This is a genomic window from Budvicia aquatica DSM 5075 = ATCC 35567 (genome assembly GCF_000427805.1).
In the GTDB taxonomy this organism is placed as follows: domain Bacteria; phylum Pseudomonadota; class Gammaproteobacteria; order Enterobacterales; family Enterobacteriaceae; genus Budvicia; species Budvicia aquatica.
In genome coordinates, this window is sequence record NZ_ATYS01000011.1 from 109174 (window position 1) to 134734 (window position 25561).

The 25561-nt window shown below is 45.8% G+C and carries 24 protein-coding genes; 8 read left to right on the plus strand and 16 right to left on the minus strand.

Annotated elements, in window-relative coordinates:
* Positions 1-65 precede the first annotated feature (65 nt).
* Positions 66-791: a dipeptidase PepE gene (gene pepE, locus YWE_RS0107215; protein ID WP_029093921.1), complete on the minus strand. Its 726-nt coding sequence runs from the start codon at positions 789-791 to the stop codon at positions 66-68.
* A 199-nt stretch (positions 792-990) separates the two neighbouring features.
* Here pepE and rfaH point away from each other — a divergent pair, with 199 nt between their 5' ends.
* On the plus strand, positions 991-1491 hold the full coding sequence (rfaH, locus tag YWE_RS0107220; protein WP_029093922.1) for a transcription/translation regulatory transformer protein RfaH: 501 nt from the start codon (positions 991-993) through the stop codon (positions 1489-1491).
* A 104-nt stretch (positions 1492-1595) separates the two neighbouring features.
* On the opposite strand, the gene hemB is transcribed toward rfaH, so the two are convergent.
* The 11 genes from hemB to YWE_RS0107275 form a co-directional block, all read right to left on the minus strand.
* Positions 1596-2618 (minus strand): porphobilinogen synthase, encoded by a 1023-nt coding sequence (gene hemB, locus YWE_RS0107225; RefSeq protein WP_029093923.1) that lies wholly within the window; start codon positions 2616-2618, stop codon positions 1596-1598.
* A 123-nt stretch (positions 2619-2741) separates the two neighbouring features.
* On the minus strand, positions 2742-3524 hold the full coding sequence (gene tatD, locus YWE_RS0107230) for a 3'-5' ssDNA/RNA exonuclease TatD (RefSeq protein ID WP_029093924.1): 783 nt from the start codon (positions 3522-3524) through the stop codon (positions 2742-2744).
* A gap of 88 nt (positions 3525-3612) precedes the next feature.
* Positions 3613-4407, minus strand: a complete 795-nt coding sequence (gene tatC / locus YWE_RS0107235; protein ID WP_029093925.1) for a Sec-independent protein translocase subunit TatC — start codon at positions 4405-4407, stop codon at positions 3613-3615.
* 3 nt (positions 4408-4410) lie between these two features.
* Positions 4411-4911 (minus strand): Sec-independent protein translocase protein TatB, encoded by a 501-nt coding sequence (gene tatB, locus YWE_RS0107240; protein WP_029093926.1) that lies wholly within the window; start codon positions 4909-4911, stop codon positions 4411-4413.
* A 3-nt stretch (positions 4912-4914) separates the two neighbouring features.
* The gene (gene tatE, locus YWE_RS0107245) at positions 4915-5190 is read right to left on the minus strand and encodes a twin-arginine translocase subunit TatE (RefSeq protein WP_029093927.1); all 276 of its coding nucleotides are present in this window, start codon (positions 5188-5190) and stop codon (positions 4915-4917) included.
* Between the two features lie 80 nt (positions 5191-5270).
* Positions 5271-6902, minus strand: a complete 1632-nt coding sequence (gene ubiB, locus YWE_RS0107250) for a ubiquinone biosynthesis regulatory protein kinase UbiB (protein WP_029093928.1) — start codon at positions 6900-6902, stop codon at positions 5271-5273.
* Positions 6899-7507: a ubiquinone biosynthesis protein UbiJ gene (gene ubiJ / locus YWE_RS0107255; RefSeq protein WP_029093929.1), complete on the minus strand. Its 609-nt coding sequence runs from the start codon at positions 7505-7507 to the stop codon at positions 6899-6901. Before ubiJ ends, ubiB begins: the two co-directional genes overlap by 4 nt.
* 12 nt (positions 7508-7519) lie before the next feature.
* A complete protein-coding gene (gene ubiE / locus YWE_RS0107260; protein ID WP_029093930.1) occupies positions 7520-8275 on the minus strand; it encodes a bifunctional demethylmenaquinone methyltransferase/2-methoxy-6-polyprenyl-1,4-benzoquinol methylase UbiE in 756 nt (251 codons plus the stop codon).
* Between the two features lie 88 nt (positions 8276-8363).
* A complete protein-coding gene (gene rmuC / locus YWE_RS26860) occupies positions 8364-9869 on the minus strand; it encodes a DNA recombination protein RmuC (protein WP_051323241.1) in 1506 nt (501 codons plus the stop codon).
* A 108-nt stretch (positions 9870-9977) separates the two neighbouring features.
* A complete protein-coding gene (locus tag YWE_RS0107270; RefSeq protein WP_373875621.1) occupies positions 9978-10481 on the minus strand; it encodes a DedA family protein in 504 nt (167 codons plus the stop codon).
* A gap of 126 nt (positions 10482-10607) precedes the next feature.
* On the minus strand, positions 10608-12335 hold the full coding sequence (locus YWE_RS0107275) for a sensor histidine kinase (RefSeq protein ID WP_029093932.1): 1728 nt from the start codon (positions 12333-12335) through the stop codon (positions 10608-10610).
* Positions 12336-12736: 401 nt separating this feature from the next.
* On the opposite strand from YWE_RS0107275, the gene YWE_RS0107280 reads away from it, so the two are divergent.
* On the plus strand, positions 12737-13003 hold the full coding sequence (locus tag YWE_RS0107280; protein ID WP_029093933.1) for a DksA/TraR family C4-type zinc finger protein: 267 nt from the start codon (positions 12737-12739) through the stop codon (positions 13001-13003).
* A 28-nt stretch (positions 13004-13031) separates the two neighbouring features.
* Positions 13032-13988, plus strand: a complete 957-nt coding sequence (locus tag YWE_RS0107285) for a nucleoside hydrolase (protein WP_036015404.1) — start codon at positions 13032-13034, stop codon at positions 13986-13988.
* A 53-nt stretch (positions 13989-14041) separates the two neighbouring features.
* On the opposite strand, the gene YWE_RS0107290 is transcribed toward YWE_RS0107285, so the two are convergent.
* Together YWE_RS0107290 and YWE_RS0107295 are read right to left on the minus strand one after the other, a co-directional pair.
* The gene (locus tag YWE_RS0107290) at positions 14042-14767 is read right to left on the minus strand and encodes a hypothetical protein (RefSeq protein WP_029093935.1); all 726 of its coding nucleotides are present in this window, start codon (positions 14765-14767) and stop codon (positions 14042-14044) included.
* A gap of 30 nt (positions 14768-14797) precedes the next feature.
* Positions 14798-16000 carry a BaiN/RdsA family NAD(P)/FAD-dependent oxidoreductase gene (locus YWE_RS0107295; RefSeq protein WP_029093936.1) on the minus strand — a complete coding sequence of 401 codons (1203 nt, stop codon included), beginning with the start codon at positions 15998-16000 and terminating at the stop codon, positions 14798-14800.
* A gap of 277 nt (positions 16001-16277) precedes the next feature.
* On the opposite strand from YWE_RS0107295, the gene pitA reads away from it, so the two are divergent.
* From pitA to gdhA, 4 genes are all read left to right on the plus strand, one after another.
* Positions 16278-17768, plus strand: coding sequence for an inorganic phosphate transporter PitA (pitA, locus tag YWE_RS0107300; RefSeq protein WP_029093937.1), 1491 nt, complete (start codon positions 16278-16280; stop codon positions 17766-17768).
* Positions 17769-17980: 212 nt separating this feature from the next.
* Entirely contained in the window at positions 17981-18718 is a 738-nt protein-coding gene (locus YWE_RS0107305; RefSeq protein WP_029093938.1) for a tetratricopeptide repeat protein, read from the plus strand.
* Positions 18719-18929: 211 nt separating this feature from the next.
* Positions 18930-19361 carry a universal stress protein UspA gene (uspA, locus tag YWE_RS0107310; RefSeq protein WP_029093939.1) on the plus strand — a complete coding sequence of 144 codons (432 nt, stop codon included), beginning with the start codon at positions 18930-18932 and terminating at the stop codon, positions 19359-19361.
* Positions 19362-19843: 482 nt separating this feature from the next.
* Positions 19844-21187, plus strand: a complete 1344-nt coding sequence (gdhA, locus tag YWE_RS0107315) for an NADP-specific glutamate dehydrogenase (protein ID WP_029093940.1) — start codon at positions 19844-19846, stop codon at positions 21185-21187.
* Positions 21188-21535: 348 nt separating this feature from the next.
* Here gdhA and rsmJ read toward each other — a convergent pair whose 3' ends face one another.
* Both rsmJ and prlC read right to left on the minus strand, forming a co-directional pair.
* Positions 21536-22291, minus strand: coding sequence for a 16S rRNA (guanine(1516)-N(2))-methyltransferase RsmJ (rsmJ, locus tag YWE_RS0107320; RefSeq protein WP_099044000.1), 756 nt, complete (start codon positions 22289-22291; stop codon positions 21536-21538).
* Complete coding sequence (gene prlC, locus YWE_RS0107325; protein WP_029093942.1) at positions 22291-24333, minus strand: oligopeptidase A; 2043 nt, start codon at positions 24331-24333, stop codon at positions 22291-22293. The genes rsmJ and prlC overlap by 1 nt, the downstream gene beginning before the upstream one ends.
* 358 nt (positions 24334-24691) lie before the next feature.
* On the opposite strand from prlC, the gene YWE_RS0107335 reads away from it, so the two are divergent.
* Positions 24692-25534 carry a 23S rRNA (adenine(2030)-N(6))-methyltransferase RlmJ gene (locus YWE_RS0107335; RefSeq protein WP_029093943.1) on the plus strand — a complete coding sequence of 281 codons (843 nt, stop codon included), beginning with the start codon at positions 24692-24694 and terminating at the stop codon, positions 25532-25534.
* Positions 25535-25561: the final 27 nt, after the last annotated feature.

Here is a 25561-nt window from a genome sequence, read left to right on the forward strand (position 1 = left end):
ATGGCCGGTTAAAATGTCATTATAGGGATATTACCCCAATCAAGCTGCTGTCACTGACGCTGATATCAGCAACAGGTAAAGGGTACCAAAGCACTCAGCGCAGAGGTATCAGTATGTTCAGTGGTTTCCTGACCATGGCGGAAAATCTTGAAGCCCTGATCTTTAGCACTGAAATAACGCAGCTTAGTACCTGAAATCTGTAACAAGCTCGCTTCACGCAATGCGACAACAGATTCTGTCGGATTCACTGCACAGAACTCTGCCAGACGTTCATCACGGGTTTCGCCCATGTGTCCGCTGAGGTGAGCATCAATATAATGTGGGTTAATCTGTATCGGGAAGAGTCCCAGAGAAGGCAGTACTACGCTACTACGAACGGGCATATCGTTAGTGGTACGGATTGACGGGCAGGCCACGTTACATCCGGCACTCCAGCCGATATAAGGAACTTCTCGTTCACGCACGGCACGTTGAATCGGAACAATCAGACATTTTTCATGCAGCATTTGATTCAGCATCCAGGTGTTACCACCGCTGATGATAATGCACTCTGCCTGATCGATAGCCTCAGCTTGATTATCAAAATGATGAATGCTGGTCACTTGGATACCTAAGGTTTTTTCTAAGTCACGGGCACGATCGTCATAATTGCTACGAATAAGAGCATAGGGTATTAATATGGCTTTCGTTGCTTTACGGCGTTCTAACACGGTCAAAATCTGCTTTTTAGCGTAACCTAGCAATTCTGCGTCACCAGATGCCTTGCCGTTACTCAACAATATCAGTTCCATATAAATCACCTCTATTTAGTTATTAACACACTATTTATACATGAAAATGTAAGTATTAACTGTGATCGTTTCCAGTTTCGACCAAAACAATAAGTTAGCATAGCCCTAATATTCAGATTAATCGACGAACCTTTTTTGTCTATTTACCAATGCTTTTGCTATCCTAGCAAGGTTTTTTAACTGGGCGTAATTATAGCTAATGGAATCATGGTATCTACTTTACTGTAAACGCGGGCAGTTAACGCGCGCGCAGGAACATTTACACCGTCAGGAAGTCCCCTGTTTTAGTCCAATGTACCAAATGGAAAAAATCATTCGGGGGAAAAAAGTACTGATAGATGAGCCTTTGTTTCCAAATTATCTATTTATTGAATTGGATCCGGAAAGAGTTCATACCACCACGATTAGCGCAACCCGCGGCGTCAGCCACTTTATCCGCTTTGGTAAACTTCCGGTGCAAATTCCGTTTAGCCTAATCAAAAGTCTGATGCTACAACCAAAGCCCTTGCTGACGGACCCAACGTTACCAAAGTGTGGCGATAAGGTCATCATTACGGAAGGTATTTTCGAAGGACTTGAGGCTATTTATGCTGAACCTGACGGAGAAACCCGCTCAATACTATTATTGAGCCTGATTAATCAGAAAGTCGAACACCGAATTGATAATAATCAGTTTGAGAAACGCCCGGTTCAGGATTAGCTAACGGGCGTTAGATATACGCTGTCATGTTGAATATAAACGATTAGTTATGGTTAAAACGGCCACTAATTAGGGCCGTTTTAACCAAGAACGGCGTTCTTCACTTAGCGGCGCATTGCATCTTCATGCAGCCATTGAGCGACTCGCTTGGCAAAATAGGTCAGAACACCATCAGCCCCCGCGCGTTTAAAACAAAGCAGCGATTCCATTACCGCAGGCTGTTCCTGTAGCCAGCCATTCTGGAATGCGGCCATATGCATCGCATACTCACCGGAGACCTGATAAGCAAAGGTCGGTACTCCAAAGGTATCTTTTACCCGACGAACCACGTCTAAATAAGGCATGCCCGGCTTCACCATCACCATATCTGCGCCTTCCTGCAGATCCTGGGCGACTTCCTGAAGCGCTTCGTTGCTATTAGCCGGATCCATCTGATAATTTTTTTTGTTTCCGCCTTTCAGGTTACCGCTGGAACCGACTGCATCACGGAAAGGGCCGTAATAACAAGAAGCATACTTAGCGGAGTAAGCCATAATCTGCGTATTGACCAAATTTTCGATTTCAAGCTGCTGGCGAATAGCACCAATACGGCCATCCATCATATCGCTTGGTGCAACAATATCAGCACCGGCTTCGGCATGACACATAGCCTGTCGAACTAAAATCTCTTTAGTCACATCGTTAATAACATAGCCATCTGCATCAATAATGCCATCCTGACCGTGTACGGTATAAGGATCTAACGCAACGTCGGTTAATACACCTATTTCAGGTACGGCGGCCTTCAGCGCACGGATAGCACGCGGAACCAATCCTTCAGCATTATAAGACTCTTCAGCATGTAACGTTTTCAGATTTGATTCAATAACCGGGAAAAGAGAGATAACCGGAACACCGAGTTTCGCAAGCTGCTCCGCTTCTTTAACCAGTAAATCAACGCTCATACGTGTCACACCGGGCATTGAAGCCACTTCCTGACGCTGGTTAGTCCCTTCCAGAATGAATACCGGATAAATCAGATCGTTTACCGTTAGCTGATTTTCAGAGACTAAACGACGGCTAAAGTCGTGGGCACGAACGCGACGCAGGCGACGCTCAGGAAATGCACTCGGAATAATATAGCTCACTAAAACTCTCCTTAAATATTCATTTGCTACTCAGATCGGACCCATATTTTGATGGCCAAAATTTAAACTACCGTCAAATCGCCTCTACCATTAACCGATATAATACGCTGCAATAACCCCGACTTAAACCAGTCCAAGTAACTGATAAGCATTCTGTTGGGTTCTTTCCCCAAGCCACACCGGGTCTTCATGTCTTAATTTAGCCACCTGCTCAAGGATATGGGCCAAATGGGCTGGTTCATTACGCCTTGATGAAGGTTTCGGCTTTAGGTCACGCGGCAATAAATAAGGCGCATCAGTTTCTAACAGAAGTTTATCCGCCGGAATTAACGATACCAACTCCCGAAGTTCTAATCCTCGACGCTCATCGCACACCCAGCCGGTAATACCAATATAAAGACCAAGCTCCAGATATGCCTCTAACGCCTGTCGATTATCAGTAAAGCAGTGAACAACCGCAGCCGGAACTTTAGATAACCAAGGTTGGAGCAATTCAATAAAGCGCGGAAAGGCATCCCGGCAGTGAAGAAACAGCGGCATATCCAATTCAGCAGCCATGGCTAGTTGTGCATTAAACGCCTTTTCTTGCTCTTCCGGCGTCGAAAAGTTACGGTTAAAATCTAATCCGCACTCACCAATAGCAACCACTTCAGGCAGCTTCGCCAGTTGATAGATTTGTTGTTCACAATCGGCAGACCACCCTGATGCATCATGAGGATGGACCCCCGCAGTACTCCAACAATAGTCAGGGTATTCACTAGACAACTGACTCGCCGCAATGCTCTCTTTTAAACTGGTACCGGTCACTAACATGCCGTTAATACCCGCCAGTCTGGCTCGACTTACTACGTCGTGCTTATCCTGAGCAAACTGACGATTAGTCAGATTTACGCCAATATCAAACATGCCTATATACTCCGAGAATAAATAACCGGCGGCTAAAATACACAAGCCGCCCGAAGGCGGCTTGAAAGATCATGATATAAACCCCGGACTACGCCGTTGGTTTTTCTTGCTCTTGCTCATCACTCTCTTCTTCATCTTCACCACTTTCTGCTCTGGCTTTTCGACCTTTACCTTCATAAAAACGGGCAAAGAATAGGCCAATTTCAAACAGAATACACATTGGAATAGCGAGTAGCGTTTGAGAGAAAACGTCCGGAGGTGTGAGTAACATCCCGACAACGAAAGCACCCACGACGATATATGGACGTTTCTTTTTCAATTCTGCGGTGGTTGTTACCCCACTCCAGCATAACAAGATAATCGCTACCGGCACCTCAAAGGAGACCCCAAAAGCAAAGAACAACGCCATGACGAAGTTAAGGTAATTATTAATATCAGTCGATATCAATATCCCTTCCGGCGCAGTCTTAACAAAAAAACCAAAGGCTAATGGGAATACCACAAAGTAAGCAAATGCCATACCAAGGTAAAACAAGAACGTACTGGAAAACAGCAACGGTATCATCAACCGACGTTCATGCTTATACAGTGCCGGTGCAATAAAGGACCACACTTGATAAAGAATAAACGGCGCAGAAATGAATACCGAAACAATCAACGTTAATTTAATCGGCGTCAGAAAGGGTGATGCAACATCGGTTGCAATCATACTTGCCCCTTTCGGCAACTGACTGATTAACGGTGAGGACACCATGTGATAAATGTCATTTGAAAAATAGACCAGGGCCAAAAAAACTACGACGATGCAAGTCAGCGATCGTAGTAAACGGGACCGTAATTCAATCAAATGGCTGATAAGCGGTTGAGTATCTTCTACGGCCATGGATTAATTTTCGCTGTCAGTTTTATGAATAGACACCGGAGTCGGCTTAGCTGTCACGTCATCGGCTACAGTTTCAGCGGCTGGCTCAACAGATGCAATCTTCGCTTCTGCTTGGCTGACAACTGGCTTAGCCGCAACTTCACTGACCGGGGGCGTTGAATCAGTTGGCGCTACTGATGGCTGCACGGCTTCAGACACTTTATTCAGATCGCTCTGAATTGAGGTTTTCATACCGGTCGCCATCTCTTTCAGCTCATCCATCGACGCCTTCAGCTCAGGAGATAAATTCTGCAAGCCAGCACTCTCAGCCTTTTTCAGGCTTTCTTTCAGCTCTTGCAGTTTTAACTCTTGAGTGAGCTCGTTCTGGACTGAAGAAGCCAAAGATCTCATCGCCCGGATCCAGCCTGTGACTGTTTTTACAGCCACAGGTAACCGCTCAGGACCAAGCACGATCAGACCGATAACCAGTACAACAACTATTTCACCAAATCCTATATCGAACACGGCTTACACCTGCTCTTTGTTCTGGCTCTTTTGCTCTTCGGTTTTCACCGCAGGTTGTTGCTGCTCTTGAATTGACTTCACTTCAAAATCAGCGTCTTGGTCTTTTTGAGCTTCTTCTTTAGCTGCTGGTGTTGCAGCTTCGTCATCACCCATCGCTTTTTTAAAGCCTTTTACAGATGCACCCAGATCGGAACCTAGCGTACGCAATTTTTTAGTTCCAAACAGTAATACGACAATCGCGACAATTATCAGTAACTGCCAAATGCTAATTCCACCCATGAGATATGCCTCTATAAATGCATGTAAATTCAATTGTTGCCATAGTATACGGCAGTTTCATTAAGCTGTAGTAAATTTCTTTACGCCGCTTTTATCCAACCAATCAACCAGACAACAACGCCCGCGCCCGCCAGATATGCTGGCCAAACCGGTATATGATTTGAAAACAAAATTGTAGCACTAACTAATAGTGTAGCACCTACCCCAAAAAGGTAACGCGACTGGTTCTGCCTCCCATTTCTGGCATAAAGCCGGACACTGAGTTTATCAATACTATTTTGCAATTCTTTGTGCTGCCGCAAACTGTCGTAAAACAGTTCAGGTAATTCAGGTAATTTTTCTACCCAGAATGGTGCCTTTTCTTTCAACGTGCGAAGCAGTGCAGGAATACCGACCTGATCTCGCATCCATGATTCAAGGAAAGGTTTTGCCGTTGTCCATAAATCCAGCTGTGGGTAGAGCTGACGACCCAGCCCTTCAATATACAACAGTGTTTTTTGTAACAGGACAAGCTGTGGCTGAACTTCCATATTAAAACGGCGCGCCGTATTAAACAGGTTCAGCAACACGTGGCCAAAAGAGATTTCAGACAGTGGTTTTTCAAAAATCGGCTCACACACGGTTCGGATAGCAAACTCAAATTCTTCCACATTGGTATCCGGCGGAACCCAACCAGAATCAACATGTAACTCAGCGACTTTACGGTAGTCCCGGTTAAAGAATGCGATAAAGTTTTCAGCCAGATAACGCTTATCATCTTTACTCAACGACCCCACTATTCCACAGTCAATACCAATAAATTGTGGATTATCAGGCATTGCATAGCTGACAAAGATATTGCCCGGGTGCATGTCTGCATGGAAAAAGCTGTCACGAAAAACTTGGGTAAAGAACACCTGAACGCCGCGCTCAGCCAGCAGCTTCATATTGGTGCCGTTGGCTTCTAACGCGGCAATATCCGAAACAGGAATACCGTAAATACGCTCCATAACCAAAACGTTTTCATGGCAGTAATCAGAATAAATTTCAGGAATATAGAGCATCGGGCTGCCGTCAAAATTACGGCGAAGCTGGATAGTATTTGCTGCCTCACGCCGCAGATTCAGCTCATCTAACAGTGTTTTTTCATACTCACGCACCACTTCGCGCGGCTTTAAGCGGCGGCCATCAGGCAGAAGTTTAGGAAGCCATCCTGCCAGACGATACATCAGACGAATATCAGCTTTTATAATCGGTTTGATATCCGGTCGAATAACTTTTATCACCACTTCTTTGCCGTTACTTTTTAAAACGGCAGTATGGACTTGAGCAATGGAAGCCGACGCTAATGCATTAATATCAAAATCATCAAACCACTGCTCGATACTTCCACCCATCGAGGATTCTATTTGTTGACGGGCAAGCACGCCGTCAAACGGTGCTACCTGATCTTGCAATAACGCAAGTTGATCGGCAATCACTGGCGGGAACAGATCCCGGCGGGTGGACATCATTTGCCCAAACTTAATCCATACCGGGCCTAAGGTTTGTAGCGCCAGACGCAGACGTTCCCCCAGCTCTTTCTCAGGATACTGGTTTCTCATCCAAAACAATAAACGACAACCAAATCTTAATGGCCAGGTTAAGCGCATTTTAGGAATCAGTTCATCTAAGCCATGGGTGAGAAAAACGCGAATAATCACATAGAATCGGAAAAATTCAGACGGGGTCATAGGGATTTCTCCAGCTTTTCTATTCTTTCTATTAGGGAATCAACCTGTTGAGAAAGCACTTCGGTTTCATCACTAAAATGAAGAACTTCTAGTCTGCCGGGAGCTAAACGCCACTCTTCCGTTACAGCCTGAGCCAGATAGGCCTGTTTTTGCTCTACCCAATGTTTAGCCTTGCGGCTACCGGACTGAACGCCCTGACTGATAGTTTCAGCAGCAACGTCGCCGATATAAGGAGATAACCATTCGGCCGGATCCCATTCTGCGAGATCAATCAACGTCACAAATTGCTGTATAACCTGTATATCACCTTCAACCACGACTTCGCCTTCACGAAGTAAGGCTGAGAGGCGCTGGCGATCGCGTAAGGAAAAAAGAACGGGTAATTGTGTTATCAGTGTGCAATCCGCCGGTTGTTCCCACTGGCTCACAACATCGATATGGTTCACGCTAAATACCAGCGTCAGCGATGTTGATAATTCTTGCAAACTTAGCTTGAGAGTCTTACCTGACAGCCGATGGCTGGCAGACTGCATACTGCGATCGCGAAAGAGTAAATTATTCAGAGAGGTTTCTATCACTCCGGCAATCAAGGGAACAAACAGCATAGTGATCCTTCGCTAAAACTTGAAACCGCGGTGAAGTGCAACAATGCCCCCGGTTAAATTGAAGTAGTTAACATTATCAAATCCTGACTCTTCCATCATCCCTTTCAAGGTTTCCTGATCGGGGTGCATACGAATAGACTCAGCTAAATAACGGTAGCTATCAGCATCTTTGGTAATCATTTCACCAATTTTAGGCAAAATGTGGAATGAATAGGCATCATAAGCACTGTTCAATACTTTGATCACTGGCTTAGAAAACTCTAACACCAATAAACGACCGCCCGGCTTTAATACACGGAACATCGATCTTAAGGCTTTATCTTTATCAGTCACGTTCCGCAAACCAAAAGAGATAGTAATGCAGTCAAAATAATTATCAGGGAACGGTAATGCTTCTGCATTAGCCTGAACATAGTTTACGTTACCGACAATGCCCATATCACGTAACTTAGAACGCCCCATTTTTAGCATAGAGTCGTTGATATCGGCTAAAACGACTTCACCTTTTTCACCCACTAAGCGTGAAAACTTGGCCGTTAAATCGCCAGTACCACCGGCTAAATCAAGAACCTTCTGCCCTTCGCGAACAGCGCTACAGTCGATAGTAAAACGTTTCCAAACTCTATGGATACCAAACGACATTAAGTCGTTCATCAAATCGTATTTTGATGCCACAGAATGGAATACATCGGCAACCATAGCCACTTTTTCATCTTTATCTACAGTGCGGAAACCAAAATGCGTCGTTTCCTGCGAGTCCTTCATCATTTTTTTGCCTGATTTATTACAATATGAATTGGTTTATTCTATCAGAAAGCAGCGATAACCGGCTCACTGATCTAACTCTTTTTTACTATTATCCTTTAATATCAGAGTAATCCTCTAACCCTGTCGGTTTTTCCGCCAGTTCTGACGAGGATTCGGCTAGTGCCTGCTCAGATATTATCGGATTAATGGGTCTTTTGACCTCAACCCCCAAAGAACGGAAACCTTCAACCTGACCGATTAGGTTACCACGACCTTGGGATAATTTATTCATTGCCTGACGATAGTTATCCTGAGCCCTGTCGAGACTTTGCCCTAAAGCGGACATATCATCAACAAACAGGCGTAATTTGTCATAAAGCTTAGCCGCCCGATCGGCAATCTGCTGGGCATTCTGGCTCTGATGTTCATAACGCCATAAATTACTGATAGTACGCAGAGCCACTAGCAGCGTTGTCGGACTGACCAGCATAATATTATTCTGCAGTGCTTCGCTGATCAATTCGGGCTGTCGATCAATGGCCAGCAGAAACGCGGGTTCGACAGGAATAAACATCAGCACATAATCTAAAGATCGTAATCCGGGCAACTGCTGATAGTCTTTTCGACCCAGCAGCCGAATATGCGATCGTACAGAGCCAATATGTTCACTGATGGCCTGATTGCGCTCCTGCTCATCGTCGCTATTAAAGTAGCGTTCGTAGCTGACCAGTGACATTTTAGCATCAATAACGACATCTTTCCCCTGCGGGAGGTGAACAATAACATCGGGTTGCTGGCGATTGCCTTCTTCCCCACGAATATTCACCTGAGTCTGATACTCATAGCCCTCTCGCAATCCGGAAGCTTCCAGTACCCGACTCAGCACCACTTCCCCCCAGTTACCCTGAGTTTTATTATCCCCTTTCAGGGCTTTAGTCAGGTTGATAGCCTCACGGGCCATCTGGGCATTCAACTGCTGGAGATTACGGATCTCATGAGCCAGCGTGTGGCGTTCTTTCGCTTCCTGCCCATAGCTGTCCTGAACCTGACGCCGAAATCCATCTAATTGCTCACACAATGGAACTAACAGGCGATCTAAACTCTGCCTATTCTGCTCATCAACCTTACGGCCGCTTTGCTCAAAAATCCGGTTAGCTAAGTTTTCAAACTGAACCGTCAGGCGCTGTTCACTGTTAATTAATAATCGCTGCTTTTCATCGGAGGCAAAACGCGTTTCTTCAAGGCGGGTCGTCATTTCACGCAGTTCAGCCTCTAGGGCACTATTAATGCTTTGGAGGTTTCTCAGTTCCTGATTCAGGCGTTCACATTCTTCATACCAAAGCAGCTGTTGCTGGGATTTTTCCTGCAAAGCAGCCAGTCGGGCATGTAAATCTCTAAGTTCAAGCTGCCCCTGTCGTAGCTCCTGAGCCTGCAACTGTTCTTCGGAGAGTAAGTGCTGATTGTCAGCTCGCACTTGCTCAAGCTGAGAAGAAAGTAATGCAATATGATTTTCCTGCTGCAGGCTATGGCGCTGATTGTAGATAGCCAATGCCAACGCCCCTATCAATAAGCCGATCGCTGCAGCAGCAATAATAATTATCAGGCTGGTATCCACCGCGCCTCCGAGCATGAGTGCTTAATAACTGCTAAAAGTAAGAGAATACTGTATAAATGTCCAGACCGTTTTATTTCACTTTGCACAACATCCCGCAAAATCACGATGTCAGAAACTGAAATATCGCTCTATCCAGTGCAAACCAAAGGCACCGGGAGCCAGTATTAAGAATGCCCACAGCATGGCTGAAGTCAGATTAACGATCTGAAACGATTTTATATTCATACCACAAATGCCAGCGACCAACGGCACTGTAGCCCGTAGAGGACCGAAAAAACGGCCAATAAATACGCCAGGGGTTCCCCAACGTTCAAAGAAATGTTGACCACGAACCAGCGTTTGAGGATTGCGCGACAGCGGCCACATATGAGCCACCTTATCTTTATAACGCCAGCCAATCCAATAGGATATCCAGTCACCGAAGAAAGCGCCTGCTGCCGCCGCAAGCCAGAGAGGCCAGAAGGCAATGCCGCTTTCACCAATAATGGCACCAAGGCCCAGCAAAATAACGGTAGCCGGAATTAACAGCGACAAAAAGGCAATCGACTCGCCAAAAGCCAGAAAAAAGACGATTGGGGGCCCCCACGCCTGATGGTCTCGTACAAAATTCATCGTCAAATGGACAACGTTATCGAGCGTCACACCACTACTCCCAGTTAAGTAAACGCCACATTTAGCAAGATAATCTCGGCTAAAATCAACATTCTTTTATTTTCTATTGGTTGGCTATTTTTGTTTTCAATGAGCCAGCCCGTCCTCAAGACTATTACCGGCTATCGGAACGCGAATAATAATCCGGGTAAATTGCTCGGTTTCACTTTCAACGGTAATACCATACTCATAGCCATAGCGAGTTTTTATTCTACGATCGACCAGATTCATACCCAGTCCGTCGCCGTTTGGCCTTGGTTGATATAGGCCGGCGTTGTCTTCGACAATAAGTACCAGAACCTGTCGACCAAGATCGGCCACATCATGATAGCCTTTAATAGTGATCCGCCCTTCCGTCAGCATTTGTGAAGTACCATGCTTAATGGCATTTTCAACAATAGGCTGAAGGGAGAATGCCGGTAATGATAAGGAAAGCAGGGCTTCGGAAATATCAATATCTACCGTCAAACGGTCGGAAAAGCGCGCCTTTTCAATCTCTAGATAAGCATTAATATGTTCAAGCTCATCACTGAGGCTAACTTCATCATTACTGCGTTTTAGATTTTTACGAAAGAAGGTAGACAGCGACAAAACCAAACGTCTTGCATGCCCGGGGTCTTTTCGAATCACTGCCGATAAAGTATTCAGCGCATTAAACAGAAAGTGGGGATTCACCTGAGCGTGCAATAACTTAATTTCCGACTGGGAGAGTAGCTGCTTTTGCTGATCCAGCGTACCGGTTAATATCTGAGCGGAAAGAAGATGAGCAATACCTTCTCCCAGCGTTCTATTTATTGAGGAAAATAATCGGCTCTTAGGCTCATACAATTTGATAGTACCAATGACCATCTGTTCTTCACCGCGCAGCGGAATAACCAATGTTGAGCCTAATTTACAGTTAGGTGTAAGAGAGCAGGCGTAATCAACCTCGTTACCATCGGCATACACCACCCGATTATTCTCAATCGCATTGTGGGTGTGATGGGAAGTGATAGCGGCCCCCACCAAATGGTGATCGTCACCAATACCAATAAATGCCAGTAGCTTTTCCCGATCGGTAATAGCCACTGCGCCAACCCCGAGCTCCTCATACAGGATTTTGGCAATTCTCATACTATTTTTCTGATTAAATCCCTGCCGCAGAACCCCTTCAGATCGGGCTGCTATTTGTAAGGCTTTAGCTGAAAAAGCGGTAGTATATTTTTCAAATATCGCCCGCCGGTCCAGCAGAATCCGCATAAACATAGCGGCTCCGATGGTATTGGCGATCATCATCGGTAAGGCAATATCATTGACCAAATGCAGCGCCTGTGAAAAAGGTCGAGCCACGATCAGGATAATCAACATCTGCAAGACTTCGGCTAACAACGTGATTGCCGCAACCATCAGCGGTTGAAACAGCAAGTCCATACGGTTACGGCGAACTAAATAACTATGCAAGAATCCGCCGATTAGACCTTCAGCAATGGTCGACAACATGCAGGCCGTTGCGGTCATACCGCCCATAGAGTAACGATGTAATCCCCCCGTCAGGCCAACAAAGAAGCCCACCGAAGGCCCGCCAAGAACCCCACCTAATACCGCCCCCATCGCCCGCGTATTGGCAATAGAGTCATCAATTTGCAAACCAAAGTAGGTGCCCATAATGCAGAACATTGAGAAGGTGAAATAACACAATAGCTTGTGGGGAAGTCGAATCGTGACCTGCATCAGCGGAATAAACAGAGGCGTTTTACTTAACAGGTAGGCAATGACCAGATAGACACACATTTGTTGTAATAGTGAAAAAATGAGGTCAATCTGTTTGATATCCATAATGCTTATTTCTCGGGCGATGGCTTGAATTCGCCGCTATTTTAACACTAACTGGCGACTGAACAGCACCCTAAAATCAGGATAAAAAAAAGCCAGCTCAAGGCTGGCTAAAATAAACACTGGAAGCAATGTGAGCAATGTCGTGCTTTCCTGAGGTGAGCATGAATGACCGCCCCTTGAAAACATGTAAATAATAATCATTATCAATAGGACCTGTAAAGCTCTTTTTGAACAAAAAATGAATAAAAAAATAAAAATTATATAACTTGTTATATTTCATTGTGTTAAATGGCTTTGTTGAGTAATTATTAACCATGTATATTGTAAGTTAATAGATTAACACCATAGTAAATAGATAAGCCTTACACTATTTACCGATCCAATCGCTAAGGAGCACGCTTATGGCCAGTGGCTGGGCATCCGATGGTGCCGTGCAGGATCAAATCGACAGCACTATCTCTGATGCAGTCGAAAAAGCCAGATCTCAACTCAGTACGGGAGAAGGCACCATACATTGCCAGGAGTGCGGAGAAATAATCCCGGAAGCCAGAAGAAAAGCGTTACAGGGCATTCGATATTGTTTAGCCTGCCAGACTGAACTGGATAAGAAAAATATTCAGCAATCCGGCTATAACCGCAGAGGCAGTAAAGACAGTCAGTTACGTTAACTCGCCCGAAAGGATAAAAAATATCAATATGACTCAGAAACCCTCACCTCAAAAAATCATTATAGATACCGACCCGGGCGTCGATGACGTCATTGCCCTATTAATCGCCATGGCAGATAAGGAGCTGTTAGATATCCTTGGTATCACGACGGTGGCAGGCAACGTAACCGTAGATAAAACCTCTCGTAATGCCCGCCTGGCCAGAGATTGGGCCGACAGGCCTGATATTCCTGTTTATGCAGGAGCCTCTGAGCCTATTATGCGGGAGCCTATTTATGCGGCAGATATCCATGGTAATGAAGGTCTTAGCGGAATTAAGATCGACACGCCTAAATATCCTCTGGCCGAAGGGCATGCGATCAACTTTATTATCGACACGTTATTAAAAGCCGAGCCTAACAGCGTTAGTATCGCCATGTTGGGTCCTCAGACCAATATGGCACTGGCCTTGAAGCTGGCTCCGGAAATCAAACTGGGAATCAAAGAAATCGTTCTGATGGGAGGATCCCATTTCAGCAGCGGTAATATGAGCCCGGTGGCAGAATTTAATATTTTTGCCGATCCGGATGCGGCTAAAATTGTTATCCAAAGCGGTGTTCCCATCACCTATATTCCATTAGACGTCACAGGAAAAGTGCTGACCAGCAATAGCCGTATTAAAGCGATTACCGACCTCAAGAATAAAGCCGGTCAGATTGTTGTCGATATTCTTAAACAGTACATTACCCATGATATGAAAGCCTATCATCTCAGTGGTGGTCCTATTCATGATGCCAACGTTATTGCTTACCTGCTCCGCCCTGACTTATACACCGGCAAGAAAGTTTATGTTGATGTTGACCATCGACCAGGTATATCTCAGGGCCAGACGCTGGTTGACTGGCGTAATAAGCTTAAACAAGCGGCTAATGTTAATTGGGTTTACGATGCCAAAGACCAAGAGATTTTTGATTTATTTAACAGGCAACTGGGGTTGTTGAAATAGATAACGTTGATGCGATGGCCGGAATATGGCCATCGCAATAATAGTCCGATGCTTTACAACGCAGGAACTAGTTCCCATGTGCCATAAGGATTGCTAAACAACGATTCCTCACCATAATCCACCCCCTGATATTCTCTTAAACGATAAATATCAGATTCGGCATCGACAGAAAATGTCTGTCCGGCTCTCAATTCAGGCGATTCAGTAAACTGATACCACGTAAATACCCTTAGTAGCTCAACGGCTTGCTGCTTATCATCAATGGTTGTAATAGCATCCCACAGACCTAAATTGTGCATTCCACATGAATAAACCTCATCTTGCCCGGTGATATAAACAACTAAGGCCCGATGAGCAGAAAATTGGGCGAGGTTCTGACACATTTTAATCCATGCATCAGGGCTATGAGCCAGGCCAGCACTTTCGACCTTTACGCCAAGTCCGCCAGCTTTCAGTAACGCTTTAGCCGCCAGCATCGTCGCCTCGGCATCTTCACGTGAACCACCGTCGCTAATAAGATAGACCACTGACTGATGAGTGGCGATGGCCGCCATCTCAGCCGTATCAGACCAATGCCCGCCTGCGGCCTGAAATGCACCAATCATTTGAGGATCCCGATCGCAATAATCGAGCTCACAAGAGTATTCTGATGTGAGATTCATCAAAATACGACCGGCAAAAATATAGCCTGAATCGCAGTTCACGATACTCGTTATCAGTTCACTGCGATCTTTCCACGGTCCGGGGATACACAATATCATTTCCGGATTCTCATTCATTTCCATATCCTTATGTTTTAGAAAGTTACATTATTTCGACTTACCAATCACCGCCTGAGCACAGGCCCAGGCAGAACTCCATGCCCATTGGAAATTATACCCGCCCAGCCAGCCGGTCACATCCATGACCTCGCCAATAAAATAGAGCCCCGGTACCTGTGAAGACTCCATGGTCTTAGAGGACAGCGCCTTGGTATCAACACCACCCAGCGTCACTTCTGCTGTACGATAGCCTTCAGTTCCATTGGGCTGAATCTGCCACTGCTGTAGAGTATCTATCAACTGTTGCTGCTGAGTCGCTGAAAGCTGTTTTAGCGTTAGCTCCGGGACTTTTCCCAGCGTCTGTAAACACTCAACTAAACGTTTAGGAAGATGCTTAGCCAGGGTGTTCTTCAAACTCTGATTAGGATGAGATTCCCGCTCGGCATTTAAAAAATCATCAATATTCAGTTCGGGAAACAGATTAATAGACACTGATTCGCCCGGCTGCCAGTAACTTGAAAGCTGTAGCACCGCAGGCCCCGACAGCCCTCGATGAGTAAACAGAAGGCTCTCTTTAAAGCTCATGCCCCCCTCTGTTGCAATGGTTACCGGAGCAGCAATGCCCGATAAAGTCTGTAATACTTCAAGCAGCGGTTTATGCAGCGTAAAAGGAACCAGGCCGGCACGCGTCGGTAAAACGGGCAGGCCAAACTGTTCGGCAATTTTATAACCAAAGGGCGTAGCCCCCAGCCCCGGCATAGACAAGCCACCACTGGCAACCACTAAAGATTTAGCCTGAATCTCAGCACCGGCAAGTTTAATCAAAAAGCCTTCGTCATTGCCTTCAACCGCAAGAATTTCGCTGCGCATACGCAAACGAACATTACCGTCATCGCACTCCTTGAGCAGCAAATCGACAATCTCTTCCGCTGAGTTATCGCAGAATAATTGCCCAAGCGCTTTCTCGTGATAAGGAATACCGTGACGGTTAACCAACTCGATAAAATCCCATTGGGTATAACGGGCAAGCGCTGATTTACAGAAATGAGGGTTATTAGAAAGGTAAGCCGCTGGCTCAGCGTACATATTAGTAAAATTACAACGGCCGCCACCGGACATCAATATTTTGCGCCCCGGTTTTTTGCCGTTATCAAGAACTACAACGCTGCAACCAGCCTGCCCTGCTTGAGCAGCACAAAATAACCCTGCGGCACCTGCGCCAATAATGACCACATCGACTTGTTCTGACACAAAAACCTCTTATTGCACTGAGCGGCTAAATCATGAGTCGTTCTATTTCTGAGGCGGATTGTATTCGGCATCGCTTTTTATCGCCAGTACAACGATATTTATTATCATATTTAAATAGGCCAAAACATTAGACTTATCATATAGAAAACATAACTTTACGAATCTTTAAGATTGCAGAGAACACCGCAAAATCAAAAAAAAGGTTAATTTTTCCTTTTCGGATGAGCTAATTGTGCTGATAATGCGCCGGTCACCTCCATTACTGACAGTAAGGTTTATGCTTAATATATTTGCTGGACTAGAAATTCATACTGCCCTAATGCTGGGTCTCGCGTTATTGTTCGTTCTATTCTACGAGGCCATAAATGGCTTCCATGATACGGCTAACGCTGTCGCCACGGTTATTTACACCCGCGCTATGCGCGAACAGCTGGCCGTTGTTATGGCTGGCGTGTTCAACTTCCTTGGAGTTTTGCTTGGTGGACTAAGTGTGGCTTATGCCATTGTGCACTTATTACCTACCGATTTATTGCTCAATATCAGTTCTACTCATGGCCTCGCCATGATGTTCTCTATTTTACTCGCTGCCATTATCTGGAACTTAGGTACATGGTATTTCGGTATTCCTGCATCTAGCTCACATACGTTGATCGGTGCGATTATCGGCGTTGGTTTAACTAATGCACTAGTCACTGATTCATCTGTGGTTGATGCATTAAATGTCCCAAAAATGATTCAAATTTTCCTGTCTCTGATCCTATCGCCACTAGTGGGATTAATCATTGCAGGTATTTTAATCTTTATACTGCGTCGTTGCTGGAGCGGTAATAAAAAGCGTCAACGTATCCATCTAACGCCTGCAGAACGTGAAAAGAAAGACGGTAAGCGTAAGCCACCATTCTGGACCCGTATCATGCTGATCATTTCGGCCATTGGTGTGAGCTTTTCTCACGGTGCTAATGACGGGCAGAAAGGTATTGGTCTGTTAATGCTGGTATTGATTGGTGTTGCTCCGGCCGGCTTTGTGGTTGATATGAGTGCCAGCGGTTATGACATATCCCGTACCCGGGATGCGTTAGGCCATCTTGAGCAATATTATGAAACCCACCGCGATGCGATTCCTCACATCGTAGGTCAAAGTAATACCGATACTCTTCCGGCCATGCAGAGCGAAACTGAATATCACTGTGATAACTCAAGAGCGATGGTTGCCATCGGCCACTCTCAGCAGTTACTTCACGGCGTGGAGAGCTTCCAACAGTTAGCGCCTGAACAACGCAGTCAACTTCGTCGTTTACTGCTGTGCGTTGCTGATACGGCGGCTAAAGTAGCTAAACTGCCAGAAACCACGCCTGAAGATAGACGTTACATCAAAAACCTACGTGAAGATCTGTTAATCACCGTTGAGTATGCTCCAATCTGGATCATCATTGCGGTTGCAACAGCTCTGGCATTGGGAACAATGGTTGGCTGGAGACGTGTTGCTGTCACTATCGGTGAGAAGATAGGTAAGAAAGGCATGACTTATGCGCAGGGAGTTTCTGCTCAGGTCACCGCCGCGGTATCTATCGGCGTTGCCAGCTACACCGGTATGCCCGTATCTACGACACAGGTCCTGTCCTCCGCCGTTGCCGGTACCATGTTGGTTGATGGCGGTGGCGTACAGAGCAAAACCATTAAGAATATTTTACTGGCTTGGGTATTCACCTTACCGGTCGCTATTTGCTTATCTGGTGGTCTGTACTGGATTGCTTTAAAGCTGATTTAATCTTTATTAGTTAGCTGAAAAAACCGCCGAGCTTACGCAAGGCGGTTTTTTTATGGCCAATAAAATACCCCAACCTCAGGCGGTCACTACCTCTAAATCTAACAACAACGGTGGATAATAAAGAGTAAAGAGGTAATATTGCACACCAATATATTTCGAATGTTGAAGTAGTACATTGAAATACTGCACTCAGAAACTTAAGGATTAAGATAATGAAAACAGTAGGATATAAGATTGTTGCCACCTGTTTAACGCTGATTTTTTTGGCATCATTTAGTGTCAATGCGTCAGTCACCGAGCAGCAGATTCAACAGGACTGTAAAAAAACTGCCCGCTATTCAGCAGACGGCAATAAAGCATATAAGAATAAAGATTATGATAAAGCCAGGGAGCACTTTACCACTCAGGCAGCCTGGAGTGAGTTTTGCCAAGAAACAGATGATAAAACCTCAACCGCTTACAACAACGTAGCCCTGACTTATATCCACCAAAATTCACCTCTAAAAGCCAAGGCTTGGCTGAACCTTAGTCCTAAAAGTCAAAAATCACAGTACAACTTAGCGCTAATTAAAGAGCCATTAGCCACATTACCGGCCCCGACTGACTTCAGTGGGGAATATTGGCAATATGCCGGATTCGGCCAGTGGAATACCTTTACCGTTACCCCTAAAGGGCCGAAATATCAGATTGAATTTAACGGCCTGTATATGCCTAATATGGCGCTATATTACGGGCCCAATATCGGTGAACTATCAGGACTCATCACCGTCCACGACAATAAAGCAATTTATAAGGGTTCAGAACAATCAGACGACCCACAAAGCACCTGTCAGATTTCGATAGACTTCAGCGAGAATAAGAATAAAGTCTCCCTCATGACTGACGGCGAGTGCGGATTCGGTTTTAACGTTGTTGCATATGGTGACTTTGAGCGCGTAACATCACAATAATCAGCACCAATCTGACTTTGTGCTACAAAAGTGAAGATCTATAGACTATCGTTATTTTGGTATACTTAAGATATTCATTCTTCTTAAGAATCAAAATTAAGACTATTCACCAAGAAAAGCTCACACCATGTGATCGATATACCACTTTGATAACACTCATTGGTGCTATTATTTAACTTAAGTTATTGGATATTACGGAAGGAGTTTTCTTATGGCATATAAACACATTCTGATAGCAGTTGACCTATCTCCGGAAAGCAGCGTACTGGTAGAAAAAGCTGTTTCTATGGCTAAACCATATAATGCGAAGGTTTCTCTGATTCACGTAGATGTCAATTACTCCGACCTGTATACCGGCCTGATCGACGTCAATATGGGCGATATGCAAAAACGCATCTCTGAAGAGACCCATCATGCATTAACTGAACTGGCGCAAAACGCAGGTTACCCAATCAGTGAAACCCTGAGCGGTAGCGGCGATCTTGGTCAGGTACTGGTTGATGCAATTAAGAAATACGATATGGACTTAGTCCTTTGCGGACACCATCAAGATTTCTGGAGCAAGCTGATGTCTTCAGCGCGTCAGCTAATTAATACGGTTCACATTGATATGCTGATTGTTCCATTACGTGACGAAGAATAATTGCTTCCGTCATGTAAAACGCCCGCTTCTGCGGGCGTTTTTATACTGCGTCCCATGGCTCCGATCGCCGTTATAACTACGATATTCGCCCCAATTCGTTAATTAAAATTAATATCTATTCCTTCACACAACGCTAGTCATAAATACTAGCTGTGTGGTTATCCATATCAACAAATAACCAGACAAGCGCCAATAGCCGTCGCTATAAAATCAATATGGCTATATTAATCAGATGATTAAATTATCAAGCATCAATTCAAATTAGACTTATTAATTATAATTTACAGATAATTATGCATTCTAATATTTGATTACCCATCAGAGTAATTATTAAATTTGTTTGAAAAAACGGCTTGCATTATGCCTATATTCTAATGTTATAGTCAGGAAGCACATACATCACACATCATGAATCCCGCTTATATTCGCCTCATTGAATAGCGTTATTTCGTGGATAAAATAAAAAGATTGTAAGGACAGACATGAATCATTATGCAACCGTAGATGATTTTCTACTCATGCTCCAAAAACGTGACGGCCAACAACCTGAATTTTTGCAGGCGGTCCGCGAAGTATTCACCTCTCTATGGCCGTTTTTAAAAGATAATCCCCGTTATACCGAACAGTGCCTTCTTGAGCGTCTGGTCGAGCCTGAACGCGCTATTCAGTTTCGCGTTTGCTGGATGAACGACAAAGGAGAAGCGCAGATTAACCGCGCCTGGCGGGTTCAGTTCAACTCAGCTATCGGCCCGTTTAAAGGCGGGATGCGTTTTCACCCGTCGGTTAATTTATCGATCCTTAAATTCTTAGGTTTTGAACAAACGCTGAAAAATGCCCTGACCACGCTACCTATGGGCGGAGGTAAGGGGGGATCTGACTTCGATCCTAAAGGCAAAAGTAATGCAGAAATTATGCGTTTCTGTCAGGCGTTAATGACTGAATTGTATCGCCACCTTGGCCCGGATACTGACGTACCCGCCGGAGATATCGGCGTTGGCGGCCGTGAAGTGGGCTACATGGCAGGTATGATGAAGAAGCTATCAAATAACAATGCCTGCGTATTCACCGGCAAAGGCATCTCATTTGGCGGAAGCCTGATCAGACCTGAAGCCACAGGCTATGGCTTGGTTTACTTCACCGAAGCGATGCTGAAGCGCCATGGTTCTGGCTTCGCAGGAATGCGGGTTGCAGTATCTGGTTCAGGTAATGTCGCGCAATACACCATCGAAAAAGCAATGGAGCTGGGCGCGAAAGTCGTGACGGCCTCTGATTCCGGCGGTACAGTGGTTGATGAATCCGGTTTCACCACCGACAAACTCGCCCACCTGATCGATATTAAGAATAGCCAATACGGCAGAATTAAAGATTATGCCGCTGAGCACGGGTTAACCTATCTGGAAGGCAAACGCCCTTGGGGAGTGCCCGTTGATATAGCTCTGCCTTGCGCCACCCAAAACGAACTGGAGCTGGCCGATGCTGAAGTTCTGATCCGCAACGGCGTTAAGGCCGTGGCAGAAGGCGCTAATATGCCAACCACCATTGAGGCGACTAAGGCATTAATGTCTGCCGGCGTCCTTTTTGCACCCGGAAAAGCCGCCAACGCCGGTGGCGTAGCAACCTCCGGTTTGGAAATGGCTCAGAATGCGGGCAGAGTTAGCTGGAGAGCAGAAAAAGTCGATTTACGCTTACAGCACATCATGCATGACATTCATCAAGCCTGCGTAAACTACGGCGGTGAAGCGAAGCAGACGGATTATGTCAGCGGCGCCAATATCGCTGGCTTCGTTAAAGTCGCCGATGCCATGATCGGTCAGGGCGTACTCTAAAATAGAAAACAGGTAGCGCAATGCGCTACCTGTCAGACTAATGACAAAGTGATCTAATTTGATTTCAGTGCAAATTTCGTCCGCATAATCATTATTGGAATATTTATTTTTTCTATCGGCCGAAGGGCGAGGTTTTGAGCTTTGAGGGCTCCGGGCCTACCTTTCCTAGGGGCCCTCCGGCAACTAAAGTTGCTACGACCCCAACGGAAAGCTCTCCCTGCGTTTAAGTTTTTTAACACCTAAATTTTAGTATTTGAGGTTTGTCAGCAATCTGACAGGTAGCGCAATGCGCTACCTGTTTAAATTTAAATCATAAGACCTATCTTCACGGCTTAACCCGTACATCTCTCAAATTGTTATGTACAAATCAAACCGATGGCTCTTGGTCGTTATCGAGGCCTGAGGCTTACGCTCAGCTAAATAAGGCGCATAGTCAGGGCGTTTTACCACCACCCGCTTCTTAGCCAAACCACAGGCTGGCATTAATAAACCATCAGCATCTAAATCTTCACCAACCAAAGACTGAAACACCCGCATCTCTTTCTTCACCAGCGCACTTTTTTGTCGATGAGGAAACATAGGGTCCAGATAAACCACATCCGGCGCCGGCTGAACCGATGACAATGCGGTCAAGCTTGATGCGTGTAATAATGTCAGACGTTCTCTCAGCCAACCGCCGATCTCTGCATCATCATATCCCCGACGCAGACCATCATCCAACAGTGCGGCAACCACCGGATTACGCTCCAACATTCTGACCTTACATCCTACGGCTGCCAAAACAAAGGCATCTCGCCCTAAACCGGCAGTCGCATCTACCACATCCGGCAAATAACCACTTTTGATACCTACCGCTTTGGCAACGGCCTCTCCCCGTCCGCCACCAAATTTACGCCGGTGGGCCATGGCACCGGAGGCAAAATCAACATAAATAGCCCCCAGTTTAGGTTCATCAAGTTTACGCAGTTCAAGACGTTCCGGCGTCAGCACTAGCGCCATAAGAGCTTGTTCATCGGAGACCAGCCCCCAGCGCTCAGCCAGAATAGATAAGGCGCCGGAATCGGCGCCTGTTTCACATATCAAACGAATCGACACGGTGCGAATTACCCTTTAATGCCGTAATGACGCAACATCGCATCTAGCTGAGGTGCACGGCCACGGAAGTTCTTAAACAGGGTCATTGGTTCATCAGAGCCACCTTGAGATAAGATGCAGTCAAGGAATGAGCGCCCGGTGACCGGATTAAAAATTCCCTCTTCTTCAAAGCGGGAGAACGCATCAGCCGACAAAACTTCCGCCCACAAGTAGCTGTAATAACCGGCCGCATAGCCGCCGGCAAAAATATGGCTAAAGGCATGCGGGAAACGTCCCCAGCTAGGTGAAGGCATAACCGCAACTAATTTTTTAACCTCAAGCAGCGTTTGCAAGATCTTCGCGCCCTGAGCCGGGTCATATTCGTAATGTAAACGGAAATCAAACAGGCCAAATTCCAGCTGGCGCAGAATAAACAGCGCTGCCTGATAATTTTTAGCCGCCAGTAATTTGTCTAACATTTCCTGAGGCAGAGGTTCTCCGGTTTGATAATGGCCGGAAATAAATGACAGCGCCTCAGGCTGCCAACACCAGTTCTCCATAAACTGGCTTGGTAACTCAACCGCATCCCAAGGCACACCGTTAATGCCTGATACACCGGCAGCATCAATCTTGGTCAGCATATGATGAATGCCATGGCCAAACTCATGGAACAACGTGGTCACTTCATCATGAGTAAATAGCGCAGGTTTATCACCAATCGGGCGGTTAAAGTTACAGGTCAGGTAAGCCACAGGCTTTTGCAAATGGCCATCGGCATAGCGCAGGCTGGCAACACAGTCATCCATCCACGCACCACCGCGTTTGTTCTCACGGGCGTACAGATCCAGATAGAAACTACCGCGTAATTCACCGCTGGCATCAAACAAATCAAAGAAACGCACTTCAGGATGCCAAATATCAACGCCAGTGCGTTCTTTCGCGGTAATCCCAAATACCCGCTTAACGACTTCAAACAGACCTTCAACAACCCGTTGTTCTGGGAAGTAAGGGCGAAGCTGTTCGTCGCTAATGGAATAAAGATGCTGTTTCTGCTTCTCGCTGTAATAAGTGACATCCCAGGCATTGAGCTCTTTAACGCCATAATGTTTCTCAGCAAAAGCGCGCAATTCAGCCAGCTCAGCCTCACCTTGGCCACGCGCCCTTTTGGCTAAATCATTTAGAAAATCGAGTACCTGCTGCGGGCTCTCAGCCATTTTGGTTGCCAGAGATTTATCCGCATAGCTATCAAAGCCCAGCAAACGAGCCAGCTCATAACGCAGAGCCAGCATTTCAGCCATAATATCGCTATTGTCCCACTTACCGGCATTTGGCCCTTGATCCGAAGCGCGGGTAACAAACGCCTGATACATCTCATGGCGAAGCTCACGGTTATCGGCATGGGTCATCACCGGCAAATAACTTGGCATATCCAGCGTTAGTAGCCAGCCTTGCTGTTCTTTTGCCTGAGCCATTTCCTGAGCAGCCGCCAGGGCACTCTCGGGTAATCCGGCTAACTCGTTGACGTCGGTAATCAGCTTGCTCCAGCCCATAGTGGCATCAAGCACATTGTTGCTGTAAGTGGAGCCTAATTCGGATAAACGCGCAACAATTTCACCGTAGCGCTTTTGCTTTTCCGCATCCAGGCCAATACCCGATAGCTCAAAATCGCGCAGGGAATTATCAACCGCCTTCTGCTGAGCTTTCGTCAGTTGATTGAAAGCATCGCCCTGCTTTAAATTACGGTAGGCATTATACAGCCCGGCGTGTTGGCCTACCCAAGTTCCAAACTCAGATAACAGCGGCAGCGATTGCTCATAGGCTTCACGCAGTTCAGGGCTGTTTTTAACCGAATTCAGATGGCTAACCGGAGACCATATCCGAGACAAACGGTCGTCGACTTCAGCCAACGGCTGGCACAGATTATCCCATGTAAACGGTCCCGGCTGAGCCACAACTTTTTCAACGACAGCGCGACAGTCATCCAGCGCAGCGCTAACGGCAGGCACAATATCTTCAGGACGAATAGCAGAAAATGGTGGTAAACCTTGGAAAGTTAACAGTGGGTTAGTCATAGAGTCGATCCTTAAATTTGGCAATAGAACTAACATGAGGGCGATAACAGCAAAAATCAATGCTCGGCAGTACCAATCCTTCTAATAGATAATACCGATATATAAAAAATGTCCTTATTCCACGGGGCATCGGCCTCTTTGAGGTAAAATGCCAAAGAGAAGGATTTTCACTTTTTATTCAGCAGACAGTTTATACTGATTGTCACTATGTGCTTACCCCTCTTTTGGGGAAAACCTGAGCTAACTGATTACTTCAGATGATAATCAATGAGATCGGGTCATATATACCGCACAACTTAATTAATAACAGACTGATTCCTTCGATCGTCTGAATAACAACGGAAAGCATAAACACGCCATGTTAAGTTATCGCCATAGTTTTCACGCGGGTAACCACGCCGACGTAGTAAAACACACCGTACAGAGCTTGATTATTGAATCACTTAAAGAAAAGGAAAAACCTTTTCTTTATCTTGATACCCATGCCGGAGCCGGTCGTTATTTCTTAGGCAGTGAGCATTCTGAGAAAACCGGCGAATATCTTGAAGGTATTGCCCGTATCTGGCAGCGTGACGATATTCCCGCCGAGCTGGAAGCTTACATGCAGGTGATCAACTATTTTAATCGCAATGAGAACCTAAAGTACTATCCCGGCTCACCGCTGATCGCCCGCCAATTGCTAAGAGATTACGATCAAATTCACCTGACCGAGTTGCATTCTAGCGACTATCCACTGCTGCGCAGCGAATTTCAGAAAGACGATCGAGCCAAAGTATTAAAAGCTGACGGCTATCAGCAGCTAAAATCTCAGTTACCACCAATGAGCCGCCGCGGTTTTATTCTGATGGATCCACCCTATGAAATGAAAACTGACTATCAGGCAGTGGTTGAGGGCATTAAAGAAGGTTACAAACGTTTTGCTACCGGGACTTACGCGCTGTGGTATCCGGTAGTTATGCGTCAACAAATTAAACGACTTGTCCGCGAACTTGAAGAAACCGGTATTCGTCGAATTTTACAAATTGAGCTTGCCGTTCAACCAGATAGCGATCGCCGTGGAATGACCGCTTCCGGCATGATTGTGATTAATCCGCCGTGGAAGCTAGAACAGCAGATGACTAATGTACTGCCATGGTTGCACAAAGTGCTGGTGCCAAGCGGGCATGGCCACACTAAAGTCAGTTGGATTACGCCTGAGTAAAATGCTCAGGTAAAGCAGACTGTGAGT